This is a genomic window from Psychrobacillus sp. FSL H8-0484, from assembly GCF_038005325.1.
In the GTDB taxonomy this organism is placed as follows: Bacteria; Bacillota; Bacilli; order Bacillales_A; family Planococcaceae; genus Psychrobacillus.
The window spans coordinates 82,793-107,609 of record NZ_JBBOSZ010000002.1 but is presented as its reverse complement, the minus strand read 5'-3'; the positions used below and the strand labels follow the sequence as shown (position 1 = coordinate 107,609).

At 35.5% G+C, this 24,817-nt stretch carries 24 protein-coding genes; 23 read left to right on the top strand and 1 reads right to left on the bottom strand.

The window, feature by feature from the left end:
• Positions 1-97 precede the first annotated feature (97 nt).
• The 14 genes from MHH81_RS20995 to MHH81_RS20930 all read left to right on the top strand — a co-directional run bounded on the left by MHH81_RS20995 (position 98) and on the right by MHH81_RS20930 (position 15,977).
• Positions 98-1,093: a hypothetical protein gene (locus MHH81_RS20995; protein ID WP_340925619.1), complete on the top strand. Its 996-nt coding sequence runs from the start codon at positions 98-100 to the stop codon at positions 1,091-1,093.
• A 147-nt stretch (positions 1,094-1,240) separates the two neighbouring features.
• Complete coding sequence (locus MHH81_RS20990) at positions 1,241-4,078, top strand: type IV secretory system conjugative DNA transfer family protein (RefSeq protein WP_340925618.1); 2,838 nt, start codon at positions 1,241-1,243, stop codon at positions 4,076-4,078.
• 195 nt (positions 4,079-4,273) lie between these two features.
• Positions 4,274-5,140 (top strand): S1 RNA-binding domain-containing protein, encoded by an 867-nt coding sequence (locus tag MHH81_RS20985; protein ID WP_340925617.1) that lies wholly within the window; start codon positions 4,274-4,276, stop codon positions 5,138-5,140.
• Positions 5,130-6,251 carry a replication-relaxation family protein gene (locus MHH81_RS20980; RefSeq protein WP_340925616.1) on the top strand — a complete coding sequence of 374 codons (1,122 nt, stop codon included), beginning with the start codon at positions 5,130-5,132 and terminating at the stop codon, positions 6,249-6,251. The genes MHH81_RS20985 and MHH81_RS20980 overlap by 11 nt, the downstream gene beginning before the upstream one ends.
• 17 nt (positions 6,252-6,268) lie before the next feature.
• Complete coding sequence (locus MHH81_RS20975) at positions 6,269-6,508, top strand: DUF1292 domain-containing protein (protein ID WP_340925613.1); 240 nt, start codon at positions 6,269-6,271, stop codon at positions 6,506-6,508.
• Between the two features lie 77 nt (positions 6,509-6,585).
• The gene (locus MHH81_RS20970) at positions 6,586-7,032 is read left to right on the top strand and encodes a hypothetical protein (RefSeq protein WP_340925610.1); all 447 of its coding nucleotides are present in this window, start codon (positions 6,586-6,588) and stop codon (positions 7,030-7,032) included.
• 235 nt (positions 7,033-7,267) lie between these two features.
• Positions 7,268-8,476, top strand: a complete 1,209-nt coding sequence (locus MHH81_RS20965) for a hypothetical protein (RefSeq protein WP_340925608.1) — start codon at positions 7,268-7,270, stop codon at positions 8,474-8,476.
• 282 nt (positions 8,477-8,758) lie between these two features.
• Entirely contained in the window at positions 8,759-9,184 is a 426-nt protein-coding gene (locus MHH81_RS20960) for a hypothetical protein (RefSeq protein ID WP_340925606.1), read from the top strand.
• The gene (locus MHH81_RS20955) at positions 9,177-9,737 is read left to right on the top strand and encodes an NYN domain-containing protein (protein WP_340925604.1); all 561 of its coding nucleotides are present in this window, start codon (positions 9,177-9,179) and stop codon (positions 9,735-9,737) included. The genes MHH81_RS20960 and MHH81_RS20955 overlap by 8 nt, the downstream gene beginning before the upstream one ends.
• A 33-nt stretch (positions 9,738-9,770) precedes the next feature.
• Complete coding sequence (locus MHH81_RS20950; protein ID WP_340925602.1) at positions 9,771-10,604, top strand: hypothetical protein; 834 nt, start codon at positions 9,771-9,773, stop codon at positions 10,602-10,604.
• A gap of 96 nt (positions 10,605-10,700) precedes the next feature.
• Positions 10,701-12,128 carry an AAA family ATPase gene (locus tag MHH81_RS20945; protein ID WP_340925599.1) on the top strand — a complete coding sequence of 476 codons (1,428 nt, stop codon included), beginning with the start codon at positions 10,701-10,703 and terminating at the stop codon, positions 12,126-12,128.
• Positions 12,129-12,130: 2 nt separating this feature from the next.
• Entirely contained in the window at positions 12,131-14,023 is a 1,893-nt protein-coding gene (locus MHH81_RS20940) for a hypothetical protein (protein WP_340925597.1), read from the top strand.
• 759 nt (positions 14,024-14,782) lie between these two features.
• Positions 14,783-15,058: a CD3324 family protein gene (locus tag MHH81_RS20935; protein ID WP_340925595.1), complete on the top strand. Its 276-nt coding sequence runs from the start codon at positions 14,783-14,785 to the stop codon at positions 15,056-15,058.
• A gap of 232 nt (positions 15,059-15,290) precedes the next feature.
• Positions 15,291-15,977 carry an MBL fold metallo-hydrolase gene (locus tag MHH81_RS20930; protein WP_340925594.1) on the top strand — a complete coding sequence of 229 codons (687 nt, stop codon included), beginning with the start codon at positions 15,291-15,293 and terminating at the stop codon, positions 15,975-15,977.
• 417 nt (positions 15,978-16,394) lie between these two features.
• Here MHH81_RS20930 and MHH81_RS20925 read toward each other — a convergent pair whose 3' ends face one another.
• On the bottom strand, positions 16,395-16,583 hold the full coding sequence (locus tag MHH81_RS20925) for a hypothetical protein (RefSeq protein WP_340925593.1): 189 nt from the start codon (positions 16,581-16,583) through the stop codon (positions 16,395-16,397).
• Positions 16,584-17,040: 457 nt separating this feature from the next.
• Here MHH81_RS20925 and MHH81_RS20920 point away from each other — a divergent pair, with 457 nt between their 5' ends.
• From MHH81_RS20920 to MHH81_RS20880, 9 genes are all read left to right on the top strand, one after another.
• Complete coding sequence (locus tag MHH81_RS20920) at positions 17,041-18,108, top strand: hypothetical protein (protein ID WP_340925591.1); 1,068 nt, start codon at positions 17,041-17,043, stop codon at positions 18,106-18,108.
• A 711-nt stretch (positions 18,109-18,819) separates the two neighbouring features.
• Entirely contained in the window at positions 18,820-20,196 is a 1,377-nt protein-coding gene (locus tag MHH81_RS20915; protein WP_340925589.1) for a CHC2 zinc finger domain-containing protein, read from the top strand.
• Between the two features lie 12 nt (positions 20,197-20,208).
• Positions 20,209-20,511 carry a single-stranded DNA-binding protein gene (locus MHH81_RS20910; RefSeq protein ID WP_340925587.1) on the top strand — a complete coding sequence of 101 codons (303 nt, stop codon included), beginning with the start codon at positions 20,209-20,211 and terminating at the stop codon, positions 20,509-20,511.
• Positions 20,512-20,555: 44 nt separating this feature from the next.
• Positions 20,556-21,065, top strand: coding sequence for a single-stranded DNA-binding protein (gene ssb / locus MHH81_RS20905; protein ID WP_340925585.1), 510 nt, complete (start codon positions 20,556-20,558; stop codon positions 21,063-21,065).
• An 86-nt stretch (positions 21,066-21,151) separates the two neighbouring features.
• Entirely contained in the window at positions 21,152-22,252 is a 1,101-nt protein-coding gene (dnaN, locus tag MHH81_RS20900; RefSeq protein WP_340925583.1) for a DNA polymerase III subunit beta, read from the top strand.
• An 82-nt stretch (positions 22,253-22,334) separates the two neighbouring features.
• A complete protein-coding gene (locus tag MHH81_RS20895) occupies positions 22,335-22,766 on the top strand; it encodes a hypothetical protein (protein WP_340925580.1) in 432 nt (143 codons plus the stop codon).
• Positions 22,760-23,125, top strand: a complete 366-nt coding sequence (locus MHH81_RS20890) for a hypothetical protein (RefSeq protein ID WP_340925578.1) — start codon at positions 22,760-22,762, stop codon at positions 23,123-23,125. Before MHH81_RS20895 ends, MHH81_RS20890 begins: the two co-directional genes overlap by 7 nt.
• Before the next feature lie 89 nt (positions 23,126-23,214).
• The gene (locus tag MHH81_RS20885) at positions 23,215-24,288 is read left to right on the top strand and encodes a hypothetical protein (RefSeq protein WP_340925575.1); all 1,074 of its coding nucleotides are present in this window, start codon (positions 23,215-23,217) and stop codon (positions 24,286-24,288) included.
• Positions 24,289-24,303: 15 nt separating this feature from the next.
• Positions 24,304-24,774 carry a hypothetical protein gene (locus tag MHH81_RS20880; protein ID WP_340925573.1) on the top strand — a complete coding sequence of 157 codons (471 nt, stop codon included), beginning with the start codon at positions 24,304-24,306 and terminating at the stop codon, positions 24,772-24,774.
• Positions 24,775-24,817 lie beyond the last annotated feature (43 nt).

Genomic DNA, 24,817 nt, shown 5'->3' with positions numbered 1-24,817 from the left:
TTTAAGGAAATTAGTGCAGAGTGGGTATGTAACCACAATACCCGTTAGAAAGAGAGAGTTTGGTATCTATTGTCTAACTAAAAAGGGCGTTGACTTCATGCAGTTAGAATATGACATAGGAGAAGGGGATACGGGTACTGGCTTTGGAAACGATTTTGGGTTTTTCCCTTACGACTATACCAAACCACCTGAATTAAGAACTGAACACTTTTCTCTACAAACTGATATTCAAAACGAGGCGCTAATATTGCAAGAAAGACATAATGGGAAATTTGCATATCGTGATAATCTTCATAGTGCGGTTTCTTATCAAACGAAACAGAACATACCTTCTGTTAAGTTCCGACCAGATGGGGAATTAATAGTGGGGGATAATAGCTTTCTAATCGAAGCGGATATGAGTACAGAAAGAGGACTACAACTTAAAGATAAGTTTGTAGGTTATAAAAAGTATTTAGATTATTTAACTTCACAAAAAAAGAGTTTACCTAAAGGTGTAATTTTTGTTTTTACGAATCGGAATGAAAGATATAACAATCGATTAATTTACCTACAAGGACAGCAGAGATTTAATTCACTATTTACTTTGTTTCGCGAGCACTTGAAAGATTACGAACATACGTTCAGATTAATATGTGTTGAATTAAAAGATTTTCAACAACGAATGGAATTGCTGCTCCCAGGTAATAAGAAAGTTTTATATGACCGAGTAACAGCTCACTTAAAACTAGACGCACCGAAACAAGCAGACATAAGCACTACTCTTGATGAAGGATATCCAGTTGCCTTAATTAAACAAAATAATGAACATACTTTTTATATGCTTCAAGAGATTGAAGGATATACAAATGTTCCCTGGATAAATGGTTTTAGAATCTATAAAGAACTTTTAAGAAAATATCCAAAATTAAAAGTGATCTCTTACTACAGTCAAAATCACTCTATTCCCCCAATTAGTCAGGGACATATAAACAATATTGATAACCCCGAATTGAAAAATTATTATAAGGCGATGAACTTTCTAAATGCAGGAGGGATGGATTCTGTTTGGTTTGACTACCAACATAAAGTATTAGATGCTGCTCCATTTTAAACATTGACAGTTCATTAATTCATTTCATATACTGATAGCTAGTAAAATATAAACTTTTTTTCTAAACGGAAGCACCGTTAGGACATTTTTTCGATGTCTTAATGGTGCTTTTTTTGTTTTTTTAAAAGGGAGCATAGGAGGGCATTCATGGAAAATCGTTTCCGGTATGCAGAGAGAAGGGCAGAAATATTTCAATTTATCCGGCTCAAAGGGCATACCTATCTTGCCACAGCATTAATTTGCTTTAATGTGTTAATCTTGTTTCCATTTGGCTTATTCACCTGGTTTACATCATTAACCAACCAGTTTACCGTCACATGGTTACATGAGTTGAATTGGCCAGTATTTCTAATATTATGGTTCTTACCTTATTTCACCTGGGTGTATACCACAATAACTTACCCCATAAAGAAGGGGTATAAGGTAATCCTCGATTGGTCAAAGACAAAAGCAGGGCGAATTGCTAGTATTACTTTAAACATAGGGACCTTTTTAATAATGGGTTGGGCTGCAGGCGCAAAATATATAACAGAACACTATCTAACATACTTGAAAAGTGTTCAGGTGCCAGAGGAATTGAAAGGGTACTTTTTAGTAGATAACTTAAATTCTTTTATTTTGTTATTGTATTCTGCTCCAATTATCATTACAGGTCTTTTATTATTTACCCTAGCAAGACATTATCAAATCAACAAAGACATATTAGCAGATCAATTCATCGAATGGGAATCACCAGCACTTGCACGTTTAACCCATCCATTAGATATTAATAATTGTGATGTCATTGCAGGTTACGACCATAAAACAAAAAAACCTATTGTCATTAAAGAAGACCAACGATACTTACATGAAGGAATATTCGGAGCCACTGGATCTGGTAAAACGAGCACGAGTATTTTACTTCGCATAGTACAAGACTTGATTAAAATTGCAACAGGTCGGCGTAAAATGGGAGTTGTTTTTCTCGAACCTAAAGGTGATGGTGTAGATGATGTATTAACACTTTGTAAAAAGCTCGGTATTCCCGACGAAAAGATCATGGTGATAGACCCAACTAAATCCTTCTCGATCAAATACAATCCATTTGCAGGTCCATTGGAAACTGCGGCTGCTTCTTTCGAAGGTACATTGAACGCACTAACAGGCGACCAAGATGAATTCTTTAAAGGACAACAAAATGAAGCCGCGAAAACGTATACCATGTTAGCAAAGATTCGTTATGGTAACTTAACTAATATTACACATATACAACGAATGTTTACCGATCCACGCTACCTAGCAAATGTGGTGGAGGAAGTACGTCTACAAATATCTAATAGAATGAAAGAACCGGATTTATCCTCGGATGTTCGCAAAGTATTAGTTAGTTGGGATGGAATTGTTCGGTACTTTGAAGATGAAGTTTTGGACTATAAAACATTTCGTGTGAAAGATGAAGTACTACCTATCCTGTATGGTGAAGATAGTCGTTATCCTGGCCTACAGGTCATTGAGAACAAAAAGGACAAATATGTTACTGGTGCTAAGAAATATCTAAATGAAATTGCTACGAACTCTCTCCTAAGTAGTCTGTTTGTCAGCTCCGAGGGAGATCGAGTATTTGATGCAGATGAATTTTTAGCAAATGGTGGTGTCCTACTCGTAAATACGGCACTTGCAGAGCTTGAAGAATTATCCTTGATGTTTGGTCAATTCTTTATAAGACAATTTCAAAGTGCTGTATTCCGACGACCAAAAGAAGGGCGAATTCCTATCTTTTTAAATGTTGATGAATTCCCTCTATATGTGAATGAAGCCTTTGAACGTTTCTTAACATTAGGACGCTCATATAAAGTTGGAACATTAATCGCCATGCAATCATTAGGGCAGTTAGATAACGTAGTAAAGGGTTTTAAAGAAACCGTATTATCCAACGCTTCATCCAAAACTGTATTTGGACGTGGGACTGTATCAGATAATAAATATTTTTCTGAAGAGTTCGGGGAACATTTAACAGTTGAAGAATCCTTAAATGAAAGTGCAACTCCAATGACTACTGAAAAACAAACATGGGGACTTCGTATGAACACAGCAAAAAAATTCATGCCACGTTTCTCGCCAACAGTTATACGCGAACTAAAGTTTAAGCATATGATTATGCAAGTAGTTGATGAAAACAACAGTATTACCATCTCTACTCATGCTATCGGTAAGTTTGTTCATGAAGCTCGTTTTCTAAAACCTTACTTTAAGGTGAAAGCGAGTGAAATTAAATCTACTAAAGAAAAGGAATTCGAATTAGCAGACTTAATAACCGATGAAGTCAAATTTAAAATTGAAGCATTTTCTGCTCCACTAAATGATATGAACGAATCGGATGAAAATACTACTAATGATTTGTCAGACATGTCCGTAGTGGGAGATGAACTAAATACATCTTCTTCAGAAACAACAAAGTCACTAGAACAATTAAGTATTCCACTAGATGTGAAAGAGGAGCAGCTACTACCAATAAAACAATCTAAGACAAAGTATGCTCAAAGAAATATTGCTGTAAGTGAATCTGGTCAGATTAATATGGATAATTTATTTACCGATTTGTCAATGGATAAAGATGATGCACTAAAAATGTTAGGTCGTTCAAATGAAAACGATGAAACCCATGGAATTGCGAGTATACCATCTGAGGAAATTGACAAGAAGATCGAGGAATTAGTTCATGTAGTGAATCAAGTTGGTGAGGAAGAAGCAGAAGAATTTGTAAGTGCTGCTCCAGTTATACAAACAGAGGAAGAAGAACCGTTAGCATTTGTACCAATAAATACAACTTCTGATAGCCCAGACGACCCTAAAGAAGAATCACCGTTTGGAGATAAAGAAACTAAGGTACAGCCAAAAGAGGATATTCCTATTGAAGACACATTAGAAAATAAGCAAGCCGAATTTAAACCCGCTAATAAAAAACCAAGTGTAGCGGTATTACCAAGTGTAGTAGATGATATTTAAGATTCCATATCTAGAAATATGCATCTAATTTCCCTAGCGAATTGGTAAATACTACTTGTCAATTAATTTGAAAAAAGATATAGTATAAAGTAATTCAATAATGAAACTTAAACGGAAGCACCGTTTTGCGCTATTATGCGTGAAATTTGGTGTTTCCGTTTTTTGTTTTGTTAATTCAAAAAGGAGGAAACAATAATGGTTCAAAAGCAACAAGAAATACAGGTAGCACAAACATGGGCAGATTTACGACAGGCTAATAACAAGAAAGCTAAGAAATTCATATTAAAAGCGAATGTAGTCGGTTTAGAAGACCTTTCTCTAGGTACTAAAAAGGAACAAGCCTTGAAAATGTACTACGAAGGAATATATGGTTATATCCCTATATCTAAAGTGGATGATTATGAATTTAAGAGTTTGCAAATGTTTGTAGGAACACAATTAGATTTTATCGTAGAAGGTGTATTTGAGGATAAAGAAGGCGAAGGAAAGTTTTTCTTAGGTAATCGTAAAGAAGCATTAGAAATACTAGCTGAATCTTTCTGGAGAACAGCTGATGTCGGTCAAGAATATGAAGCTTTTGTATCTGGTGTTGACAAATACGGTGTTTACTTAGTAATCGAAGGTGTACGTACTCGTATGGAACGTGAGGATTACTCTTATACGTTCGTAAAAGATTTACAAGAAGAAGTATTTATTGGTGATACCCTAGATGTTCGTATTACCAAAGTTGATAAAGAAGCGAAACGAATTGAAGTTAGCCGTAAAGTATTAGAACAAGATCCAAAAGAATTCCTAAAAGAATATAAATTAGGTGGTTTTTATGCCGGAACAATCATCAATATTGATGTAGATGCGGGTATATTCGTTCGCTTAGAACCACGTAACATTACAGGTCGTTCTAATATCCCTGCTGGATTGGGAAAAAGACTGTTAAAAGAAGGCGAACAAGTGAACTTCAAAGTTACGGATATTAATCAAGTGAACGGTCGTGTAAACGGTTTGGTTATTATTCCAAGAGTCGGTCAAACGAACAAACAAAAAGGAAAGTCAAATGGCAGATAATCTTCTTGATTTCACCCATGCACCAGACCACCATCGAGGGTCTCCAAGAATGGAGATTCCCGTGGCAACGACCAATCCTTATAATCCAGCAACTTCACCACCCGATATCTTGCAATACCTTCCACCAAGTGGAGAACAATTTAGCTTATTCTCCGATCCGTATGCAAAAATGGTCTACTACATGCCAAAAGCAGGTGGACATAGTGCTCGCTACTGGATGGAGCAGCGTATGGAGAATCACTCTTTCACTGATCATGAACTAAATTTGATTAACTTCTTATCCCAACATCGTTGTGCTACTCGTTCCCAAATAGCTCGTGCTATATTCACGGAACGAGATTCAGGCGATAAAATAAAACAATTTATTCAAAAATGTCATCATCGTGGAATTATATCTGCCTTTTCGTGGGTTTCTCCTTGTTTGGGTGAACGTAAAAAACCACTTATATACGGATTAACTCGCGTAGGAGCAGAAGTTGCCGAGAAGTTATTTCATATACGCGTGCATGATCGTTACAAATTCCATGCGGTGAACTTTCCAAATGGAGCAGGACCGAAGATGAATTCTTTCTATCCTTACTTAACATCTAATGAATTGTTTTGTCAGTTGAAATCCGTAGATCGATTGATTTCATGGGAAAGAGAGCCTCATATCTTATTAGACGATCAAACTACTTTTAAGCCTGCCTTTGTAGCTGAAGTCATCAAAGGTGCTGGGGAACTGCTCCAATTTTGGATTGAGCCAGTTCGCATCACTAATGGTTGGTTTACAAGAATTGTGCAACGTTTCCGCGATATACAAGCGGCTTATGAAAAATCGTCTGGTTCACAAAAACCAAACCGTATTATTGTGATTGCAGATAGTGATTCCCGTGTACCGATTATTGCAGCATTAGCAGAAGAACATATGCCCGATGTAGTATTACGTTTCACAACAGATGAACGCTTACTACAAGGAATGAATGAACAAACCTTTTTACAATGTGGTCCAAACGGCGAACTAATTGCTTCCGCTATGCCATTCTTATTAAAAGATGCTCCTGGTATGAAGGCTAGTGAGTATCTTAGCCATCAAGTCATCGACATTAATGATGAATTTGAGGATTTTTAGAAGGGAGCATTACGTAAGTGCGTATTAAGATCTTAATGTTAGACGAACAGGACAATACAAGTGACTTATTAGAAGTCAATATGACACTAGTTATAGATGATATTCAATACGCAGTCGTACATGTTACTCCGACAGAACAGACCTTTTGTAAGATTACAAAAGAATTTGACGGTACCATGCGTTTAGTTGATATTGTTGACGATGAAGAGTTTGAAAGAGTTCAAGAAGCTTATTTAAACGTAGGAGCGGCTAACTAATGGCTGCTCCTATTTTGTAATTGAAGTTTTGATGTAATTGATTTACAAAATTCTAACGATGAAATTAGGATTAAAAGATGTATTATAAAGAATTTGAATTAGGGGTTAAAGAAGTTATAGCAAAGCAAGATGAATTTTTTCGTGGACAATCAACTGGATACCTATTGGGATTAAATAGTGAAATTTCTGAAGTCGAAACATTAGCACCCGAAACATACCTACAAACACTATTAGAAATTCTAGATACTAAAGAACAAAGCGGTTTTTTTAACAAATCTTATTCGATATCCCTACGTGTATTTATTAATGAACAATATCAATTACTTATATCTGCACCAGGATGGTTAAATAAATCATTTATCATCACTGGCCAAATAGGATTAGGAAAGACTGTCACTATGGCTCATTACGCACAATATCTTATTCAGTCTGAGAAAAGTGTTGCTTATCTTGCACCAAACTATATCGAACCTAAAGCTTATTCCACTGATACATTATTAAATATGGCTAACTCATTAGATTAGTTAATAGTTGATGAAGCTCAATTGCTGTTACCAAAAGATATTACTGTTGATTTCATTAAAAATCTAACAGAAAAAACAAATCTAATCTTGATGTCTCAAATGATAGAGTTAATTCCTGTTTTGGATAAAGCACAGCAGTATTTTGACTTCCATCTTAGCATTACAAAGGATGGAATACTGCGAACGACTAATATGGAACGATTTTGTCTATTGGAAAGGAAGGAAATTTAGAAACATGATAAGTTTATTTCAAAAGAAAACAAAAACGGAAATTGTAACTCCTATTCCTCAAGGAAAAGAGCCTTATTTATTCAATCTATATGGAGCGGATAAACTAAATCATAATGTAGTAGCGGTTGGGTATAGTGGTAGCGGTAAAACACCTTTCTTCAAAAAGTTAATTGAGCAAGAACACAATGACTCTGCTCCAACTACATCTATAGTGGTAAGTAGCAGAGGAATAGAAGATTACGCAGATATACTTCAAAATTTTCATGCTGTACAAGTACACCAAATCAAGGACTTTACCATCAATCCATTTGATTATTGTTACGAGAATATCGGACATACAGAAAGTAAGATCTGTTCTTTATTACGTTCAATAGCTAATGAGCTCTCGATTGTATGGAAATTAGAACATACTCGTTTGTGTGGCATTTATATTCATATGTTACTCGATGAAAAAGAAGAGAAATCTATACCGACATTGGGGCAAATGCAAGAATTAGTCTTGCAAAACTTGATGGTAGAAGGAAAATTAACGATGGACGTGTTTCAAGAATTATACTCTGAATATCAACCAGAAAATATAAAAGAATTTTTACTATTGGAGAAACATAAACCATTATATAGTCTACATCAAAGTTTAATGGTTCATATTGAATTGTTATCGATATTAAGTTGCTTTACAGAGGAATTATCTCCTTACTCTGCCATGTTCAACGGACAAACGAATGTACCAGATTTTAGTGATTCTGACCTTGTGCTGTTTGATGCTTCTTCGTTGAGTCATCAATTAATTTCCTTTGTATCCTTATTAACGGACCACGTTTACCATGAACAATTAAAAAATTCTAGTGTTACATACGATAGTAATAGGAATAAACAGAGAATCTCCTTTTATCATGATCTAAGTTATTCTTGTTTTGATAACCCGTGTTATTCTTATTTAGTAAATCGTTCACTGAGACTAGGAAGACGTTTTCGTTATGGAATTCGTTTAAGTTTGCAAACATTAGATGTAAACTTTATACAGAGTGAGCTATCAAATTTTAGCTGTATTTATTTCCAAAAATGTAGCGTAGATACTTTAAGCAGCGATATACGACAATATATAGATTTATCGGAACTTGAATGTTACTTAATTACGCAGGAGATGAAATTAGGGGAAGGGTATATTCCTAATAAAGAAATTTATTTGAATTCTGAGTTAGTTCCGTACTAACATCTTAAAAATTGATAGTCTATCCTGCTCCTTTTTATTTACTAGAAGGAGCTTTTTCTTACTTTTCAAGGTGAAGTCTGTATGGTATGATAATTTTATATTTTATTTATTTGATTCCTTTATCTCACCCACGCGGGAGAGACGTTACACAACAGCTTTTCTTGCTATACGCTTATTTGTAAGCGATTGATAAAACTCTTTTTCTATGGAGTTTTCAACATCAATCCTTTGCAAATGAGCGTATTTTTTTTATGCTCATTTATTTGAAAGGAGGAGATGATTATGCGATTGCATACCGTCTGGCGAGGAAGCAGGACGGCCATTTTTAAGGAGGATATACCAGGTTTACGAGTACAGACAACTCCACACTGGACTATTATTACCGGTGAACTGGAAGTGTCGTATGACCAAATCAAAACGGTGTATACGAAGATTAAACGACAAGGTTTCTCTTGCCGTAGCATGAAATTGTTTTTTGTAGGACCGTTACCAGATCTATCTTTGTTAGGTTATAGCAAAGAAGAACAATGGTACGTGTACCCACATCGTTCGATTTCGATTGCTGCAGTACCTTATGGGAAACAAGAATGGTGTTTACAGATTGATAAAAGGAATGGTCATGGTGTGCCAATGCACATTTTAGACCACGTACCGATTTATCATCCGGAACATCAAATCAACTTATGGGAGGAAGAAGGATATGGATAATTGTATATCAGCCAGACCATTCAAATCCGCTATTTTAGTCGACGAGATGAATATAATGGGGCAACTTCATAGCATTGGAGTAAAAGGGGTCAATCCCTGGTTCTCTTTTTATGAAGCTTTGGAAAGTTATTTAGGGCATAACGCAGAAAAACATTTTTATTGTTCTAATGTGCCAATAGAGTTATTCCCAGAACGTCATCTAAAACGTGCAGGTTTCTTTAATGCTTTAAAACGTGCATCAATTAACGTTCATGAAGGCTTCACGCAACTTGATTCTGAAGATAAATTAGTGGAAAAAGGCGTAGACGTCATGGTAGCAATGGATATTAATAAATTCTCTTACCAGGGCTACACGGACATCATTGTTTGTAGTGGTGATAGTGATTATGTACCTGCAATCGAAGAAGCAAAAGCAAATGGAGCAAAAATTCATGTTGTGATTTCTTACAACATTCCTGCTGCTAAAATGGCTGCTATAGCAGATGTGGTGATCCCACTTGATCGTGTATTAAAATGGATGTCCTCGGAATGTATCGTTCCGATAGCTATTTAATAAACCAAACTTATTTAAGGAGAGTGTCGAACCATGGCAAAAGTACCTCAATTCATTATTAAAAAAGCAAAAGAAGCGCAGCTTCATACCACAGCTGAAATTAAACAAGCAAAGGAACGCATCCCTGTAGAGTATCACGATTTCTTACTGTTGTTACCGCAAAATGTGAAACTCAATGATAATAAGTATGAGTTAACATTAGAAGCAGAAGAGTTAGGCGTATTCTCTTTTGATAAGGGTACTTATGTGTCGATTGAAAAACCATATATGACGGCAGATGGTCGTGTTTGTATGGCTCGTGAACAGCATTTAGAAGCTGGAGCTAAACTAAATATCCACCCACCAGTCATTCAACCATTTGGAGACATTAACCTTGTTTCCGTCACGGTTGAATCTGACATCCTAGGTTCTGCAACTGGAACGATTGAAGTTGGAAAAGGGGGAGCAGTGGATTCTAAAAATCCTTTTGCTAATGCTCAAACCTCGGCTATTGGTCGTGCTCTTGGATTTTTAGGATATGGTTTAGTAGGAACTGGTGTCATCGCAACTGCAGATGAAATGGCTGGGTTCATTGAAGAACCAAGCACAACTACCACTACTCCTTCTACGGAACTAAAAAGTAATGCACCACAACCGTTTCGTTGTCAAGTTGTAGAAGAAGTTGTATTTAATCGAGATGGATCATCCAGTGCAAAAGTGAAATTAGAATCCCAGGTAGTCGTGAGTTTAGTTATTCCTAAACAGCATGTGGAATTCGCTAGAACACTCAAACTAAACGACGTTATTAATGTGAAAGGTTGGTTAAATAATGACCGCCTTCGTGTTGCGAATGACGTACCTCAAGTAGAACTTAATCAGGCAGGATAACTTGTCGAAACCACGAAAGATGGAACATTATTTGTTCTGTCTTTCTTTTTTTATGAGTAAAACAAAACTAAAACTTTTTTAAGGAGAGATTTTATTATGAATTTCAAAAAGACTACGATGACACCATTATCTATTAAAACGATGAAGGATAGCTTACCTGATTATATAAGCAACATAGAATATGACGGAGCGGCGAATTATCGTGTGACGTTTAATGGATCCGAATTACAGGGCTTATTAATCCCAAAGGATGATAAATACGTAGCCATTCATTACTGTGAATCTAATGAACATGGCTCCACTTGTTCTCATTTAACGATGTTTGGAGCAATTGCAGACCAAATCGGAGGGGAAATGGATAAGGCTGCATTTAAAGTGTCCGTGAAAGAAATGACAGAACTATTAGAACGTGTCGAGTCTCCTAACTTCTATAATGTAAATACTTATTTCGGGTTACTCGAACCTTATGTAGAAACTGTGATTTCAGAGGAAGAAATAAGTGGTGCCCCTGTAGCATCTGCTCCTGCACCATCCCCGATTGCTGATAAACGTGATTGGACGATTGGTTGGGGAGACATCCAAGCTTATTTAAGAAGTGAAAGGTGTTCGGTTGATTTAATTAACCGATTAAGAACACGTCGAGAAACAATTCATGAAACGGTTTCTTGTTTGCCCATGATGATTGCTCCTAAAAAGCCGGACTTTCCGTATTCTGGTGATGTTCTTGCCCGCGCATTACGTCACATTGCATTAGGTAAAGACTTAATCCTTGTTGGTGGCAAAGGTACTGGGAAAGACACACTAATCAACACGATTAGCTGGATACTTGGCTTACCGGTATCTATTCACGTAGGGAATAAAGATGAAACGAAAGAATCGATTGTAGGAGAACCTGCTTTCCGTGATGGACAAAGTACATTTGATTTAAGTCAATTTGCTCAAACTGTTCAAAATGGAGGGCTTGCGAATATGGCTGAGATCAATATGCTACTAGGAGATGTCACTTCTGTTTATCATTCTTTACTAGATGAAAACAGAGTACTTGCTTCTCCGGTTGGTGCTGTTGCTCGTCATCCGTATTTTATTATGATCGGTTCTATGAACGTAGGAGAAGGGTATGTAGGGGTTCGTGCATTAAATGACGCATTTAAAGACCGCTTCAGCATCATTCGCCTACCATACACGCAAGAGTTTAAAGAAATGATTTCGCAAAAGACAAGTTTACACGACACCCATGCATTAGACTTTTTAGAAAAAGTGAAAAATGCAGTCGAAAAACTTATCAAAGAAAACAATCAAGGACATGCAGCTTCTACGATCCGAGGATATATTGATGCTGCACGATATTTCTTAGAATACGCGGTTACGGTTGATACAAAAACGGAGGTTATCGAAGATTTTGTATTAAATAAAGTCGAGGATTTGGATGAATATATGGCCTTACGTCATATGATTCGTGAAGATGCTTGGCCAGGTTTCCCTATTTCTAAAGAAGAACAAGAATATATGGATGGTGGTTTTTAATTATGATTAGCACAGACCGTATAGAACGTATAAAGGAACGAGAGGGCTCACGATTAGTCGTGTCCCTTCGTCGTTTATTCGCTAAACCATTTGGGTTTCATTGGACCAATAAAGACACTTCTTTCTATGATGGAAAAGATATTTGGGTTAAATATGATTTACAAACAGGAAATCACCGCGAATTTACAGATGTCGAATTACGAGCACTTCGTCATGGGCATGGTGTACATGAAGCAGGCCATAGTGAGTTCGATTATTTACAGGCTTATATCGATTGGCAAAAAGAAATGAATGCTACTTGTAATAAAGATTGGAAGGAGAATCTAAAATATCCTCTATCTTGGTTGCAGTTTTTTGGCAACATGGCTCTAGATGGTCGAATGGAGCGTTTAATTGTATTAAAATCTCCGAACCAGCAACCTTATTTAGATTTAAATAACTATGATTGGCGTTTTGGTCATCGTGAAAAGGGAATGGGAGAAGATTTAGTAAACGACTTCCGTTCTTGTTATGCACATCGCGTATTAGGAATGACAGACTTATCGCTTTGGCAAGAAGAGGCTGTAGCACTTGTTGATAGTGTTCAACATCTTGTCGAAGAGATTCGGACTGCTCCAACCACTGCATTGTGTTTAGCACACGTAACAGCGCTTATTCAGGAAGTATGGCCAACACTCCTTGAGTGGATGGATATAGATCTGGATGACTTGGATGAAGAGGAAGACCCTTTCAAAAACGATGAACAAAGTTCTGATATGACTTCAGGACAATGGGCAGATTCGGAAGAAGAAGCTATGAGTCGAAGTGTCGAAATACTAGAACGTGTTACCTCTACCGAAGATTCATCTGATGATCCGACTGAGGAAGAAGGAGCAGCAACACCTTCCGAGCCTTCCCAGGAAGAACAAGAGGAAAAACGTAAGGAAGAAGTAAAACAAATGCTTGATAAACTAGCAAAAATAATAGTAAAAGAAGCGAAGGAAGTTGAGCAAGAACTAATTGATTCAGCTGACTATAGAATGAGAGCTACTTTTTCGGGAAATGACGGAAAAGAAGTATCTGCTACGGTTGAATTAACCGATTATCCAGAGCCTTCTCTGCAACAATACAAAGATTCTTTCCAACATGTCCGACGGTACGTAAAACCTGTTGCTAAACAGTTGGAATCTCTTTTAGAAGGGGAACCAGAGCAAGTGCGTCGAAACGTGCGAAGTGGTCGTTTTATGCCAAATCAAGCATGGCGAGCAATTCATTGTGATGATTCGAATGTATTCCAAAAACACAATCCTGGTGTACCTAAAAAGGATGCATTTATTGGATGTATGACGGATATTAGTGGTTCTACTTACACTCGACTACAAACAGGTAATACTATTGTGGAAGAAATGCGTCGTTCTTTAACTTTATTGTTGGAGGCTTCTCATTCTATTCATTTACCTTCAGAAGCCTATGCATTTACAGAAAAAGAGGTTGACTATACAAAAGAGTACTATACACATATTTTCCGTTTAAAACCTAAAGCAACCCTATTTACTGAAAGTAATCGAGCAGCTATTGGAGGAATCACGCATTCGGAAGGAAACCGAGATACTGTTGCATTAAATTTCCTTTTAGAGCAAGTACGTAAACGATCTGAAGGAATTCGTTTAGCAATAATGCTATCAGACGGAGAACCAATCTTCGAACGAAATGAAGGTCCTGAGACAATTGAAAAAATGGTCAAGCAAGCAGAAAAAGAGGGAATCGATGTCCTTTGTTTATTCATTGGTAATCATTCCGAATATACTGTAGAACGAGTGAAGAGCATGTATCCTGGTCGTGTGATTTTTGCACAAAAGGGAATTGCTAGCGAGTTACAAAAACATGTAAAACGTATTATTCGTTCACGACGGTAGCCACAAATAGTCACTTCCTATGGGAGTGACTATTTGTTGTGCAATTTTATAAATAACTATTGCATTTTATTTTTATCTATATTACAATCACTTTATAACTTAATATGAAGGTTAATTAATACTTTCAAATGAAATCGACTAGAAGAAGGCTTCCTGTTTACAGGGAGCCTTCTTCGTTTTTCTTTTATTAGCCATTTTATGTTAATATCACTATAAAGTTTGTGAAGTAGTTCACTTAAACTAACGCAGCAGTTTAGTTGAATAAGAATGTAGTCATAACAACTCTCTAATTAGTTAAAAATTGAGTAAGAGGTGGACTCATATGAAACATGAAGTTTTCGATGAACAAACTGAATCGCAATTAAAAGTATTGAGAGAAATTGGTGCAATTTCTGATTCACTTGATATTGAATTCTGGTTGCGTGGGTGATGGGCAATTGACTTTCTACTTGTTTAGTTCTTGCATTACAAATGGCCCCCTCCAATTGTAGGTTTGAAATAAAGTTATACCGTTTGTAAAGATGTACCGTTTTTATAAAGTTGCATCGTTTTACCCCTTTGGATATGATTATCCAAAGGGGTGTTTTTAATTGAAAAATAAATCTATTTTATTAAGAAATAAAATTCAAACTCATGCAAAGCCTTTAATTAGAAGAGCGATACTTTGCATGGGGAAAAATATTTAATCGCTAGATAGTATTTCTAATATTTTGGCTTTGCACCTTATTTATGTTAAATCGAAATAAGGAGCGAGCAAATTTGAATTATATAAATGCTACAAAAGTATTACCAAAAGAGCTATTGGCAGAAGTTCAAAAATATATACAAGGGGAAACATTATATATTCCAATACAACAAACCACTCGAAAAAAGTGGGGTTCTGTTAGTGGTATACAAAAGCAACTGAATCATCGAAATCAAAACATTCGAGAAAACTTTGAGTGTGGAATGAACATCCAAGAAATATCTGAAAAGTATTTTTTATCAGTTGAAACAATCAAAAAAATTGTTTATGCAAAAAAAGAAATAAAATAATTGATATGGCTAGTCTGGGGAATTATTAAAATAATACACCAGATAGCCTTTTTGTTTTTTTAAAATCTAAAATATGCTGTCTAATTACAAATCAGTATGGGTAAAAAGTATTATTAGGTATTAAATGTTTCATTACTATTCTTTATCTATCTTTACTAATAATTATGATGTAATCTTAAAAACAAATAATGCTTGTTCAGTGTTTGAATAAATAATTTATGGAGGAAGAAACATGAAGATATTGGAACTACCAGTTGAATTTGAATTTAATGGACAAAAAAATTACATTTATCCTAGCTTAATTATATTGAATAATGAATTAACCTTGGTCGATACAGGGTATGCAAATTTTTTAACTTTAATTGAAAATGAAATTTTAAAAAATGGATATGAAATGAAGAATTTAAAGAATATTATCATTACTCACTATGATGATGACCATATAGGTTCCTTATATGATTTCAAAGAAAAGTATCCTTGGATTAACATTATAGCTAGTGAAATTGAATCAAAATACATTAGTGGTGAAATGAAGTCAGAGAGATTGATTCAAGCTGAAGAAATGCTAAAGACTATGCCGAATAGCGAAGTCGATTTTGGTAATTGGTTTATACAGCAATTAAAGAATTTGAAGCATATTTCAGTTGATGAAAAGGTACATGATGGTGATATGATTTTAGATGATAAATGTAGGATAATAGCAACTCCTGGGCATACTTCAGGGCATATTTCATTGTATTTCCCTAGTTTGAATAGCGTAATTACTGGTGATGCAGCTGTTAATGAAAAACAGGAATTGATCATTGCAAATCCAAACTTTTGTCTAGATGTCGATAATGCACAGCAGTCTTTAAGAAAGATTAAAAATCTTAAAGCTGAAACTTACTATTGTTATCATGGTGGGAAATTTTCTTTATAATTGAGGGCAAACGTAAAAGCTCTCGAATTAAACAACTTTATTATTCAGTTTTATAACAATAATCGTGAATACAATTAAAAAAAGAAGTTGCTTTACACGAAGAATTTGTTGGTTATTTACTTGATAGTGAAGAGGAGTAACAAAAATTCCTTATTAAGCTAACGGGTGCTTTAGTTGAATATTCGCTTTCCGAAATAATCAATCTTTATTACAAAAAGACTTATACAGAAAATAGCCCCTTTTTGAACAATCTTTGTTCAAGATAGGGGCTATGATTTTCTATTAGAATCAGCATTTGTAGCTGTATTTCAATCAATCTTTATTACAAACCAACAGAAAGAATATACGTTCCATTGACTTTTCCGACATAATTCGTGATAATTGTTTCTATAACATTACAATTTTGAATATTTCCTATTAACGTCTCGCATCGGAAGCACCGAGCATACGATTTATTTCGTATGCTCTTTTTTGTGGATATTTTTGGATGTTTTTGAAAGACCACCGTTTTTCATCTTTACGTCTAGGATTTGGATGTGTTAGAATAAAAATAGTCGATTTAGAAGTTTTTTCTTGAGGATTCCCTGGAACTTTTTCAAGTTTCATTGAAATTCTTGTTTGAAATTATTGTATTAACCTTACGGGACATGTTGTACCTTTTTTTGGTATACCTATATTTCCCATAACGTTAATCAATTGTGAGTCGACAATTGATTTTTTTGTTTTTACACAGAAAAAAATCCCATCGCTTGCCGGCGATCGGATTAGTAGGAAAAGTTAGTCCTTCAAAATTGCGAGTTTTGAACTGGACGATGTGAGGAACAGCGCCAACTGTTAATCACGGTAGGAAAATCTCTGAGTAGATAACCGTCAAAATAAACTGTTTAACTAAATACAATTTATTCCAGTAAGTTCATTTTTTAAAATGAATACTTAGTGGTTCGGTTTAATTTTGTCTTTTTTAACTGTTACTTCTCATTATACTGATTTTCATCGTGATTTACAATGCTAAAACATTGTTTTGTTTCATAAAAAATAAAGAATTTTTAGAGGAGGGAACCTGGTGAATACTGAAGTTAAATCTCTATATGGCGTTAAATTCCATCAAATGGAATTAAATCATATCAAGGCTTTACATTTCGAAGCTCCAGGTGGCTCAACTGTAAAATCTTCTTCATTGGCTGTTTATATATTGTTACATTTCAAAATCGATACACTTGGGCGTATTCGCGAAGATGAATTTGTTTTAAAACCATTAGCTGAACAGTATGGTTTTCACTACAGTACATTACATAAAGGTTTTCACGAGTTGTTTGATCTAGGCTTACTTCAATACATAGATGAACATGGTATTCGTTATATCCAAATCAGTGGTTATGATGTACTTAATCAAGAAGGTAACTTAAACTACTTTATTTTACCTAAATACATATTGGATTCTCGTGTTCTAGCTGAGTTTGTTCATGCACGCGACGTTTCGGGAATCATCGGATTATTAGATTTGATTAATTCACTATCTAGGGAAAATACGAAAAAGGGAAAATTTTCTTACCTCCTAAAATGCACGACGCTGCTCCGGAAAATGAAAAAAACCACTCGAAATATTTTGGATTGGATCAAACGGATTAGTTCACTTATTAAAATTGAATCACAAGAAGGAAAACATAGACGTAAAAAAGAATGGACCTTTACCTTTGTAGATGATTGTTTTATCGAGAAGGTTAAAGATCCTAAAAAATCTCGTTTAGAAGCAAATGTTCGAAAAGAAATTCAAACAGCATTGTCACGCTTACCTTTATCTCTTTCAAGTAAAGATATCGAAGATGCTTGCAACGCAACTATACGAGATTGCTTAAATCCTTTTTACCCAATTATCAAAGCGGAAAATGGGGAGAGAGCATTACGTTTCATGCTATTAGATACAGTCGCTTATACTACTAGATTATTAGAATCTAATAAGGCTTCTATCGAGAACTTTGGTGGTTTTTGGCGTAAAATTGGCCGCTCTTTCATAGCAAATCTACTTGAATCGTTAACTCCAGCGATGGTAATAGAGTTGAGGATAGCTATGAAATTGAATAAACACAAGCTACCAAACTTCATTCCTGAAAAGTCATTGCCTTTAGCTTAAAAGAACCATAGCAAAAGGCTTTTTGTCGTGGCTTTTAAAAAAATAAACCTGTTCATTTTTAACCATTTGCCATTGGCAGGTGGTTTTTTCTTTGTTTATTTTTCTGTTTCCCCTTTATTTTCTCCTTTTTGTATTACAAATCACCAAATATCCATATAACGGGATTTATTTGAAGTTGTGAATAATATACATATAAATCTTATTAGTTGTGAATAATCCTTTTAAACGTATCTAAATTAGTGGATAGATTCTTATTTGTGATAAAAATCGGTTGATAATACGAACCTATGTAATTACCAAATCTCTTCATCCCTTGGTGCTCTAAGGTTTAACTGTCTCCGGCGCTTCTCTCTATAAATATTTATTGTTCTCTATAATAAAAAGATTGTAATCACTATTTATTGTTCCTATTATTTTGTTTTCTATAACAAAATGAAAATAAAAGAATAATGTATATTTCATATAATAAAAGGAAGGAGCAGTAAGTAAGAAAAACAACATGACAAAGCCCATAGATTGATTTATACTGAGATATATAACTTTTTACTTTTTTTCTTTATTCCACCCATGCGGGAGGAACGTTCGGTTAATTTTTCTAAAACACTCATCTGAGTGAACGACTGTCCATTTTTCGGATAGCATCGTTTATTGAGATGGGTGTTTTTTTTTGTTATACCCATTTTAAAAACTTTTTTAAGGAGGTGCTGTTTCATGGCACGTATCAGCCAAGAAACCATCGAACAAGTAAAAGCGGTTAGTATTTTAGAATTAGCACAGCAATTAGGTGATCATCCAAAAAGGTTAGGTAAATCATATCAAGTAAACTGCCCTAACCAGTCCCATACGGAAAAAACACCTGATACCTATATTGATCCTAACCGGAATATTTTTACTTGTTTCGGTGCGGGTGGATGTGGTGCTAAAGGAAATAATTCTATTCCATACTACAGCTGGCATGAATTTGGTGGCTATGAACCAGGTGAACATTTTATCAAGTCAGTTCGTGGCATAGCAGATTTGATGGGGATTCCTGTTAAAACGGTAGATGGCAATATCATTTCTAAGGGAAGCGAAACATATAAACCCCGTGAAATCAAACGTTATGTTGAACTGGAAGCACAGTCACCAGAAATTGTTGATCGAGTGTATCGTGTATTTCTATCTTTATGTCCCATTCGGCCACATCATTCACAAGAATGGCTACAAGAACGTAAATACACAAAAGAACAAATTGAGATTATGCAGCTGCGTTCTGTTCCTTCGAACCAAGAATGGATTCGTATTTATGAACTAATGCATAGTAAAGGTTACCCATTTGAACGGATTCCTGGATTTGCTCAACAGTTTATACCAGAATTTATGGAACATCCTTTTCCTAAAGCATTAGTGGAGCAGGATAACGAACGTAAAGGTATTTGGCATTATGCTCCAAGTGCTTCTGAAGGTTATTTCATCCCAGTTCGTGATGAATATGGACGAATTATTCGACTACGTGTTCGGAAAGACAAAGGGAAACCTAAGTACGTGTGGTTCTCTTCCCAACATAATTTAGAAGTGGAAGAACATCTTTTAAAATTACGTAAAAATGGTGTAACCAGTGGTGCACCAGTAAATGTAGTTGTGCCTGCTTCTTTTATGAAACATTGGAAGCCAGGAACTCATATTACCGACGTTTTCCGAGTGGATACAGTTCTCTCAACAGAGGGGGAACATAAATCATACATTTCCGCCAACAAACTTGAAATTCCTATATGGGGAGCTCCTGGTGTTGGTAATTTCAAAGACATGATTCCGATGATCCAATCGTGGGGGGTGAAGAAATTCATCATCGCTTATGATATGGATACTCTGCAGAAAGTAGATGATTCGGTAAAATCCGCGAAGACACAACAAACCCTCTTTGATACACTTACGATCTTTGCAAAAGAAGTGATCAAATTAGGGATAGACGTGTATTTGTGGTCATGGAATTTGAAAGATGGTAAAGGCCTGGATGATTTGCTACTCCAAAATAAACTGCCACTTGAAGTAAACCTTCGAACAGGGGAACGAAAATTGGTAAACTTATCTGAGTTGCAAAATCGATAGGAGGAAATGAATATGCAGAGTTTTACGGCTGTAGGGCGCTTAACCAAAGTACCTGTATTAACTTACGGCAATCAAGCTAGAGTGACATTTACAATCGTGGTTGATTCTAGAAATGGAACTTTTGTGTCAACAGATTATATTCCTTGTGTAGCATGGCGTGAACTTGCAGAACTTATTGCAAATTATACGGTGAAGGGACAAAGGATTGGCATAAAAGGAGCGCTACGTTCCCGACCATATCAGGATTCTGTTCGGTATGAAGTGGAAGTATATGAGGTTGAGTTTTATGATGCTCCAGCTAAAACATCTAATTGATGAACAATACAAAAATCAAACTTATTTAAGGAGAGTGCATTCGCATGATAAACAGAGTCGTAATAGTAGGTAGACTTACAAAAGATGTGGAATTACGTCATACACCAAGTGGGGTAGCAATGGCTAGATTTACATTAGCCGTTAATCGTACATTCTCTAACCAACAAGGTGAGAGAGAAGCAGACTTTATAAATATCGTGGTTTGGAGAAAGCAAGCTGAAAACTCCGCAAACTTTTTGAAAAAAGGTAGTCTTGCAGGTATAGAAGGCCGTATTCAAACAGGTAGTTATGAAGGACAAGATGGCAAACGAGTTTATACAACGGATGTTGTTGCAGACAGTGTACAGTTCTTAGAGCCACGTAGTAGTTCTGGAGAACGAAGTCAAGGTGGACAAACACCATCATTTGGCGGCGGTGAACAGCAGCAAAACTCATATCCGACTTATCAGCAAAACCAATCAATGAGTCAGCAAAACTACACTCGTATAGATGAAGATCCATTTGCAAATAGTAGTGGACCAATCGAAGTCTCGGACGATGACCTGCCTTTTTAGGAATGGGTAGTGTTTACGGTATGTAAATAAAGTGAGGGAGCAACAACTGCTCCTTCCTATCAAACTTTTTTAAGGAGGATATAATCATGAAAATGAATATTCAACAGAATTTAATAAAATCGGTGTTTAACGATCTTTCGAAATTCAGAGGGAAAGATATCATGCAGCATATTCATCTTCATGCAACAGAATCGTTATTAACGTTTCGTGCGACAGACGGAGAGGTTACATTTATTAAAAAAGTAGCTATTCAAACTGGAGAAGATGTGAATGCAGAGATCCACGAGGCTGGGGAGTTATTATTACCACCTAAATTGGACGAGATAACGCGAAAACTAGCTTCGGGTATGATTAGTATTACTACTCTTGCTAATGGTCAAATCGAAGTAAAACAAGCTAAAACTTCAGCCAAAGTAAATGTAGTCGTAGGAGAAGATTTCCCTGGTATTCCTAACCAACAAAAAGGGGAAGGGATTAAGTTTAATGCAAAGGTACTAGCTGCTCTTGTAACACAGACCGCTTTTGCTGCAGCAGATGATAATTCCAGACCAATTCTCAAGTCGATTCATATGGTAAGTGATGAAAAGAGTTTTAAAGTTGTTGCAACCGATCGCCATCGTATAAGTCAAAACTTAATTCCAAAACCATTAAAACTACCGGCACTCAACATACCTGCTAAACAATTAGTAAATGTTGTGGCAGCGTTTGAAGATAATGAATCGTTATCACTATTTGATTCTGGGAATCATGTATTACTTGAATCTGAAGATAAAGAAGTCTATATTCGTCAACTTGATGGCAAATATCCAGATATAAGTAAATTACTCGAAAACTTACCTACTTTAAAAGTGAAAATCAATCGCAAAGATTTAATAAATTCGATTGACCGAGCTGGCACATTTGCAAAAGATGATAAAAGATACGCCGTTACATTAGAAGCATTTGAAAATAGACTAAGTATTTCAAGTGGAGCAGATAATGGGTCCATTGAAGAGGAAATAGTAGCCTCCTCAGAAGGAGAACTATTTAAACTGACGATGAATTCCAAGTATTTGCTTGATGCTTTAAAAGTTTTTTCTTCCGAAGAGGTAACTTTGCATCTTCAAAGTAATTTAAAACCAGTGTTTATCTCTTCTGATAAAGAACCAAATATTACAGAATTGATATTACCAATGCGTACTGCATAAATAAAAAAGGACGAACTCTTTAGTTTATAAAAGAGATTCGTCCTTTTTTCCAACTAATATGAAAAAAGTGAGGAAACAAAATATGAGTTCAGTACAAGACATTGAGAAATGTAAATGCGGTGGTAAAGCCTATGTTGATTTTGATTTACGAACTTCAGAAGAAGATAAATTTTGTTCTCATTGCGGTTATACGTTTGAACATTTACTAAATCGTGATGAACATGGTAATCCAACTGACGGTAATTATCAAACTACAATTCAAGATGGATATGGATCACTGTTTATTTCTTATATCACAGACGACTTTAGAATTAGATGTTTCCATGAACCCATCTCAGGTGAAATAGTGGAAAAGTTCTTCAATGAAATAAATCATAATCCGTTGATAGACAAAAAAAACTCCTATTTACTTCGGTATGAAAACAACCAATTGACATCTATTTTTGGAGAGATTCCAGAAATGTATGATGCCTTTAGAAAACGAATGGAAGCTATGGAGGCTTTTCCATGGTGAGATCTATTTATGAAGTTCAAAGTAGAATTTTAGGCTTGAGTTTAGGCGAGCTTGTGGATGAAAACTTGGAGATAGACGGAATGATTGACTCTCTAAATGTTCATTTTGAGGTATCAGACAGCTTTCTACAACAAGGGGTATATCATTGTATTTCATTTAATGAACTTCCTTGTAGGAAAGAAGATAATGGATCCATACTTCTTACATTGAAAGAAATCGCTCAATATGTGAAGTTAAAATACAACCAAGAACGTTTTAGCGTTGTGGTGGAAACTCCAAGATGTGGAGTTATTATTAACTATAATAACAATGCAGAAAATAATTGGACACTTCATGGGATTACAAAAGGCTATTCGTGAGTGAACGATACAAACTTTAGATAATAAGATTAATGGGAAGTAGACACCAATTCATTTTGGTGTCTCTTTTTCTATAGGAGGAACAAATAATGAAATCATTTGGTTGGAAACGAAAAGTATGTTTTGAGATTGATCAAAAAGGCCATAACGTATGGGGAAATTGGTTCGCTATACTGAACAAAGGAACCTTCTGTGAAGGGGATGCTATTCCGTATGTACCTGTATCTACAGTTGAAAAGGAAGATGTAAAAAAAGCGTTACAGAAATGCTTTGATTATTTCTCTTTAACAGGTAAACGTGCCACAGATTTTATCGACTGGATCGGATATGCAATTGGTATTGCATGGTGTAGTGAAAAACCAAATATCACGGAAAAAGTGGAATTATTCTTAGAAGAACACTTTCCGTGGGAGGGGCTTATTCAACATCCTGCTGATTATATGAGTACCTTTTTGGTGCTTAATGGATCATCGGGTAACTTAGAATATTATCCTACTCCTATGACTATTACTACAGCCATTTCTCGTATGCTCAATATATCAGTGGAGCCAAACTTAACAGATTCCGTTTTAGAGCCTTGTCTTGGACCAGGAGCAATGTTATTACCAGTTAAGGCATTAAACCTGGTAGGGATGGATCTGAGCTTGTTAATGGTGAAAGCAGCTTGTATTCAAGCTTTCTTTTATAAACCCTCATTATTATTTGTACCGACACCAATTGTAGGTATACATGCACATCCCGTGGAAAAAAGAATTCATCAATATTTTGAAGTGAAAACAGATAGTCGTATATATTGGGGAAACTCATTATTTGGTGAGTTTCAAGCTCCTAAAAACATTTTTATTCAGGATAGTGAATTTGAAGATGTATACGTCAATCCATACCAAGAAAGTCTTAGGGAAATTCATCAATACCGAGATTGGTTAAAAGAAGAGTGGAGTTCTATTGATGTCGAGCGTCGAAAGATCCTTGTTGGAGTTATGGCAAGGGAGCATAAATTCACGGTCGTTATGAGTAATCCACCTTTTGGAAAAATGAATGCACTTGATATTGAAAAAATGAAGACTATTGAAAAGGAAAATATACAATTTTATGAATCCCTTCAAGCTCCTATCGATGTAATTGAGGATATTCCAAGTATAGGGCAACTACAGTTGTTTTGAGTTGGGGGTTATATAATGCAGAATATATATCAATCTAAAAGGGCTTTTAACAAAGCGTTTAAAGAATTTATTTGGCAACCACATTTGGTCGATTTATTAGATGGCTGTGGTTGGATGGATGGAGGATATCGTTCGTTAATGAAAGCATTCCAACTTTGGCTTTCAGACGAAGATATACAAACTTATCAAATAGTTAAAAGACGAGATTGTCTCCATTCTGAGCACGCTCTCATTCGATTGGGCAGCTGTTACTTAGATGGGGATGGCTTATCTTCCTATCAGGCTTTGTATCAGCGTTGGAGATATGTAGAACGATTTCCTCACGTTTATATAAGAGTTTTTGAGCCAAAGACAGAGCCAGCTAATCTTGCCATGAAATTACCGGAAGAACCTTTTTATATAAAGGAAGAATCTATTGAACTAATTGCCAAGGAACTCGATGCTACTTTTGATAAAAAGGCATTAGTTTTATTAATGGTTGGATAAGATTAAATATCCTTTTACACTAACCAAATGAAACCTTCAAGTT

Excerpts from the sequence above, each read along its gene's own strand:
- MHH81_RS20995 (WP_340925619.1), top strand. The coding sequence starts at position 98 with ATGCAGTTAGAATATGACATAGGAGAAGGGGATACGGGTACTGGCTTT.
- MHH81_RS20990 (WP_340925618.1), top strand. The coding sequence starts at position 1,241 with ATGGAAAATCGTTTCCGGTATGCAGAGAGAAGGGCAGAAATATTTCAA.
- MHH81_RS20985 (WP_340925617.1), top strand. The coding sequence starts at position 4,274 with ATGGTTCAAAAGCAACAAGAAATACAGGTAGCACAAACATGGGCAGAT.
- MHH81_RS20980 (WP_340925616.1), top strand. The coding sequence starts at position 5,130 with ATGGCAGATAATCTTCTTGATTTCACCCATGCACCAGACCACCATCGA.
- MHH81_RS20970 (WP_340925610.1), top strand. The coding sequence starts at position 6,586 with ATGTATTATAAAGAATTTGAATTAGGGGTTAAAGAAGTTATAGCAAAG.
- MHH81_RS20965 (WP_340925608.1), top strand. The coding sequence starts at position 7,268 with ATGATAAGTTTATTTCAAAAGAAAACAAAAACGGAAATTGTAACTCCT.
- MHH81_RS20960 (WP_340925606.1), top strand. The coding sequence starts at position 8,759 with ATGCGATTGCATACCGTCTGGCGAGGAAGCAGGACGGCCATTTTTAAG.
- MHH81_RS20955 (WP_340925604.1), top strand. The coding sequence starts at position 9,177 with ATGGATAATTGTATATCAGCCAGACCATTCAAATCCGCTATTTTAGTC.
- MHH81_RS20950 (WP_340925602.1), top strand. The coding sequence starts at position 9,771 with ATGGCAAAAGTACCTCAATTCATTATTAAAAAAGCAAAAGAAGCGCAG.
- MHH81_RS20945 (WP_340925599.1), top strand. The coding sequence starts at position 10,701 with ATGAATTTCAAAAAGACTACGATGACACCATTATCTATTAAAACGATG.
- MHH81_RS20940 (WP_340925597.1), top strand. The coding sequence starts at position 12,131 with ATGATTAGCACAGACCGTATAGAACGTATAAAGGAACGAGAGGGCTCA.
- MHH81_RS20930 (WP_340925594.1), top strand. The coding sequence starts at position 15,291 with ATGAAGATATTGGAACTACCAGTTGAATTTGAATTTAATGGACAAAAA.
- MHH81_RS20925 (WP_340925593.1), bottom strand. The coding sequence starts at position 16,583 with ATGAAACTTGAAAAAGTTCCAGGGAATCCTCAAGAAAAAACTTCTAAA.
- MHH81_RS20915 (WP_340925589.1), top strand. The coding sequence starts at position 18,820 with ATGGCACGTATCAGCCAAGAAACCATCGAACAAGTAAAAGCGGTTAGT.
- MHH81_RS20910 (WP_340925587.1), top strand. The coding sequence starts at position 20,209 with ATGCAGAGTTTTACGGCTGTAGGGCGCTTAACCAAAGTACCTGTATTA.
- ssb (WP_340925585.1), top strand. The coding sequence starts at position 20,556 with ATGATAAACAGAGTCGTAATAGTAGGTAGACTTACAAAAGATGTGGAA.
- dnaN (WP_340925583.1), top strand. The coding sequence starts at position 21,152 with ATGAAAATGAATATTCAACAGAATTTAATAAAATCGGTGTTTAACGAT.
- MHH81_RS20895 (WP_340925580.1), top strand. The coding sequence starts at position 22,335 with ATGAGTTCAGTACAAGACATTGAGAAATGTAAATGCGGTGGTAAAGCC.
- MHH81_RS20890 (WP_340925578.1), top strand. The coding sequence starts at position 22,760 with ATGGTGAGATCTATTTATGAAGTTCAAAGTAGAATTTTAGGCTTGAGT.
- MHH81_RS20885 (WP_340925575.1), top strand. The coding sequence starts at position 23,215 with ATGAAATCATTTGGTTGGAAACGAAAAGTATGTTTTGAGATTGATCAA.
- MHH81_RS20880 (WP_340925573.1), top strand. The coding sequence starts at position 24,304 with ATGCAGAATATATATCAATCTAAAAGGGCTTTTAACAAAGCGTTTAAA.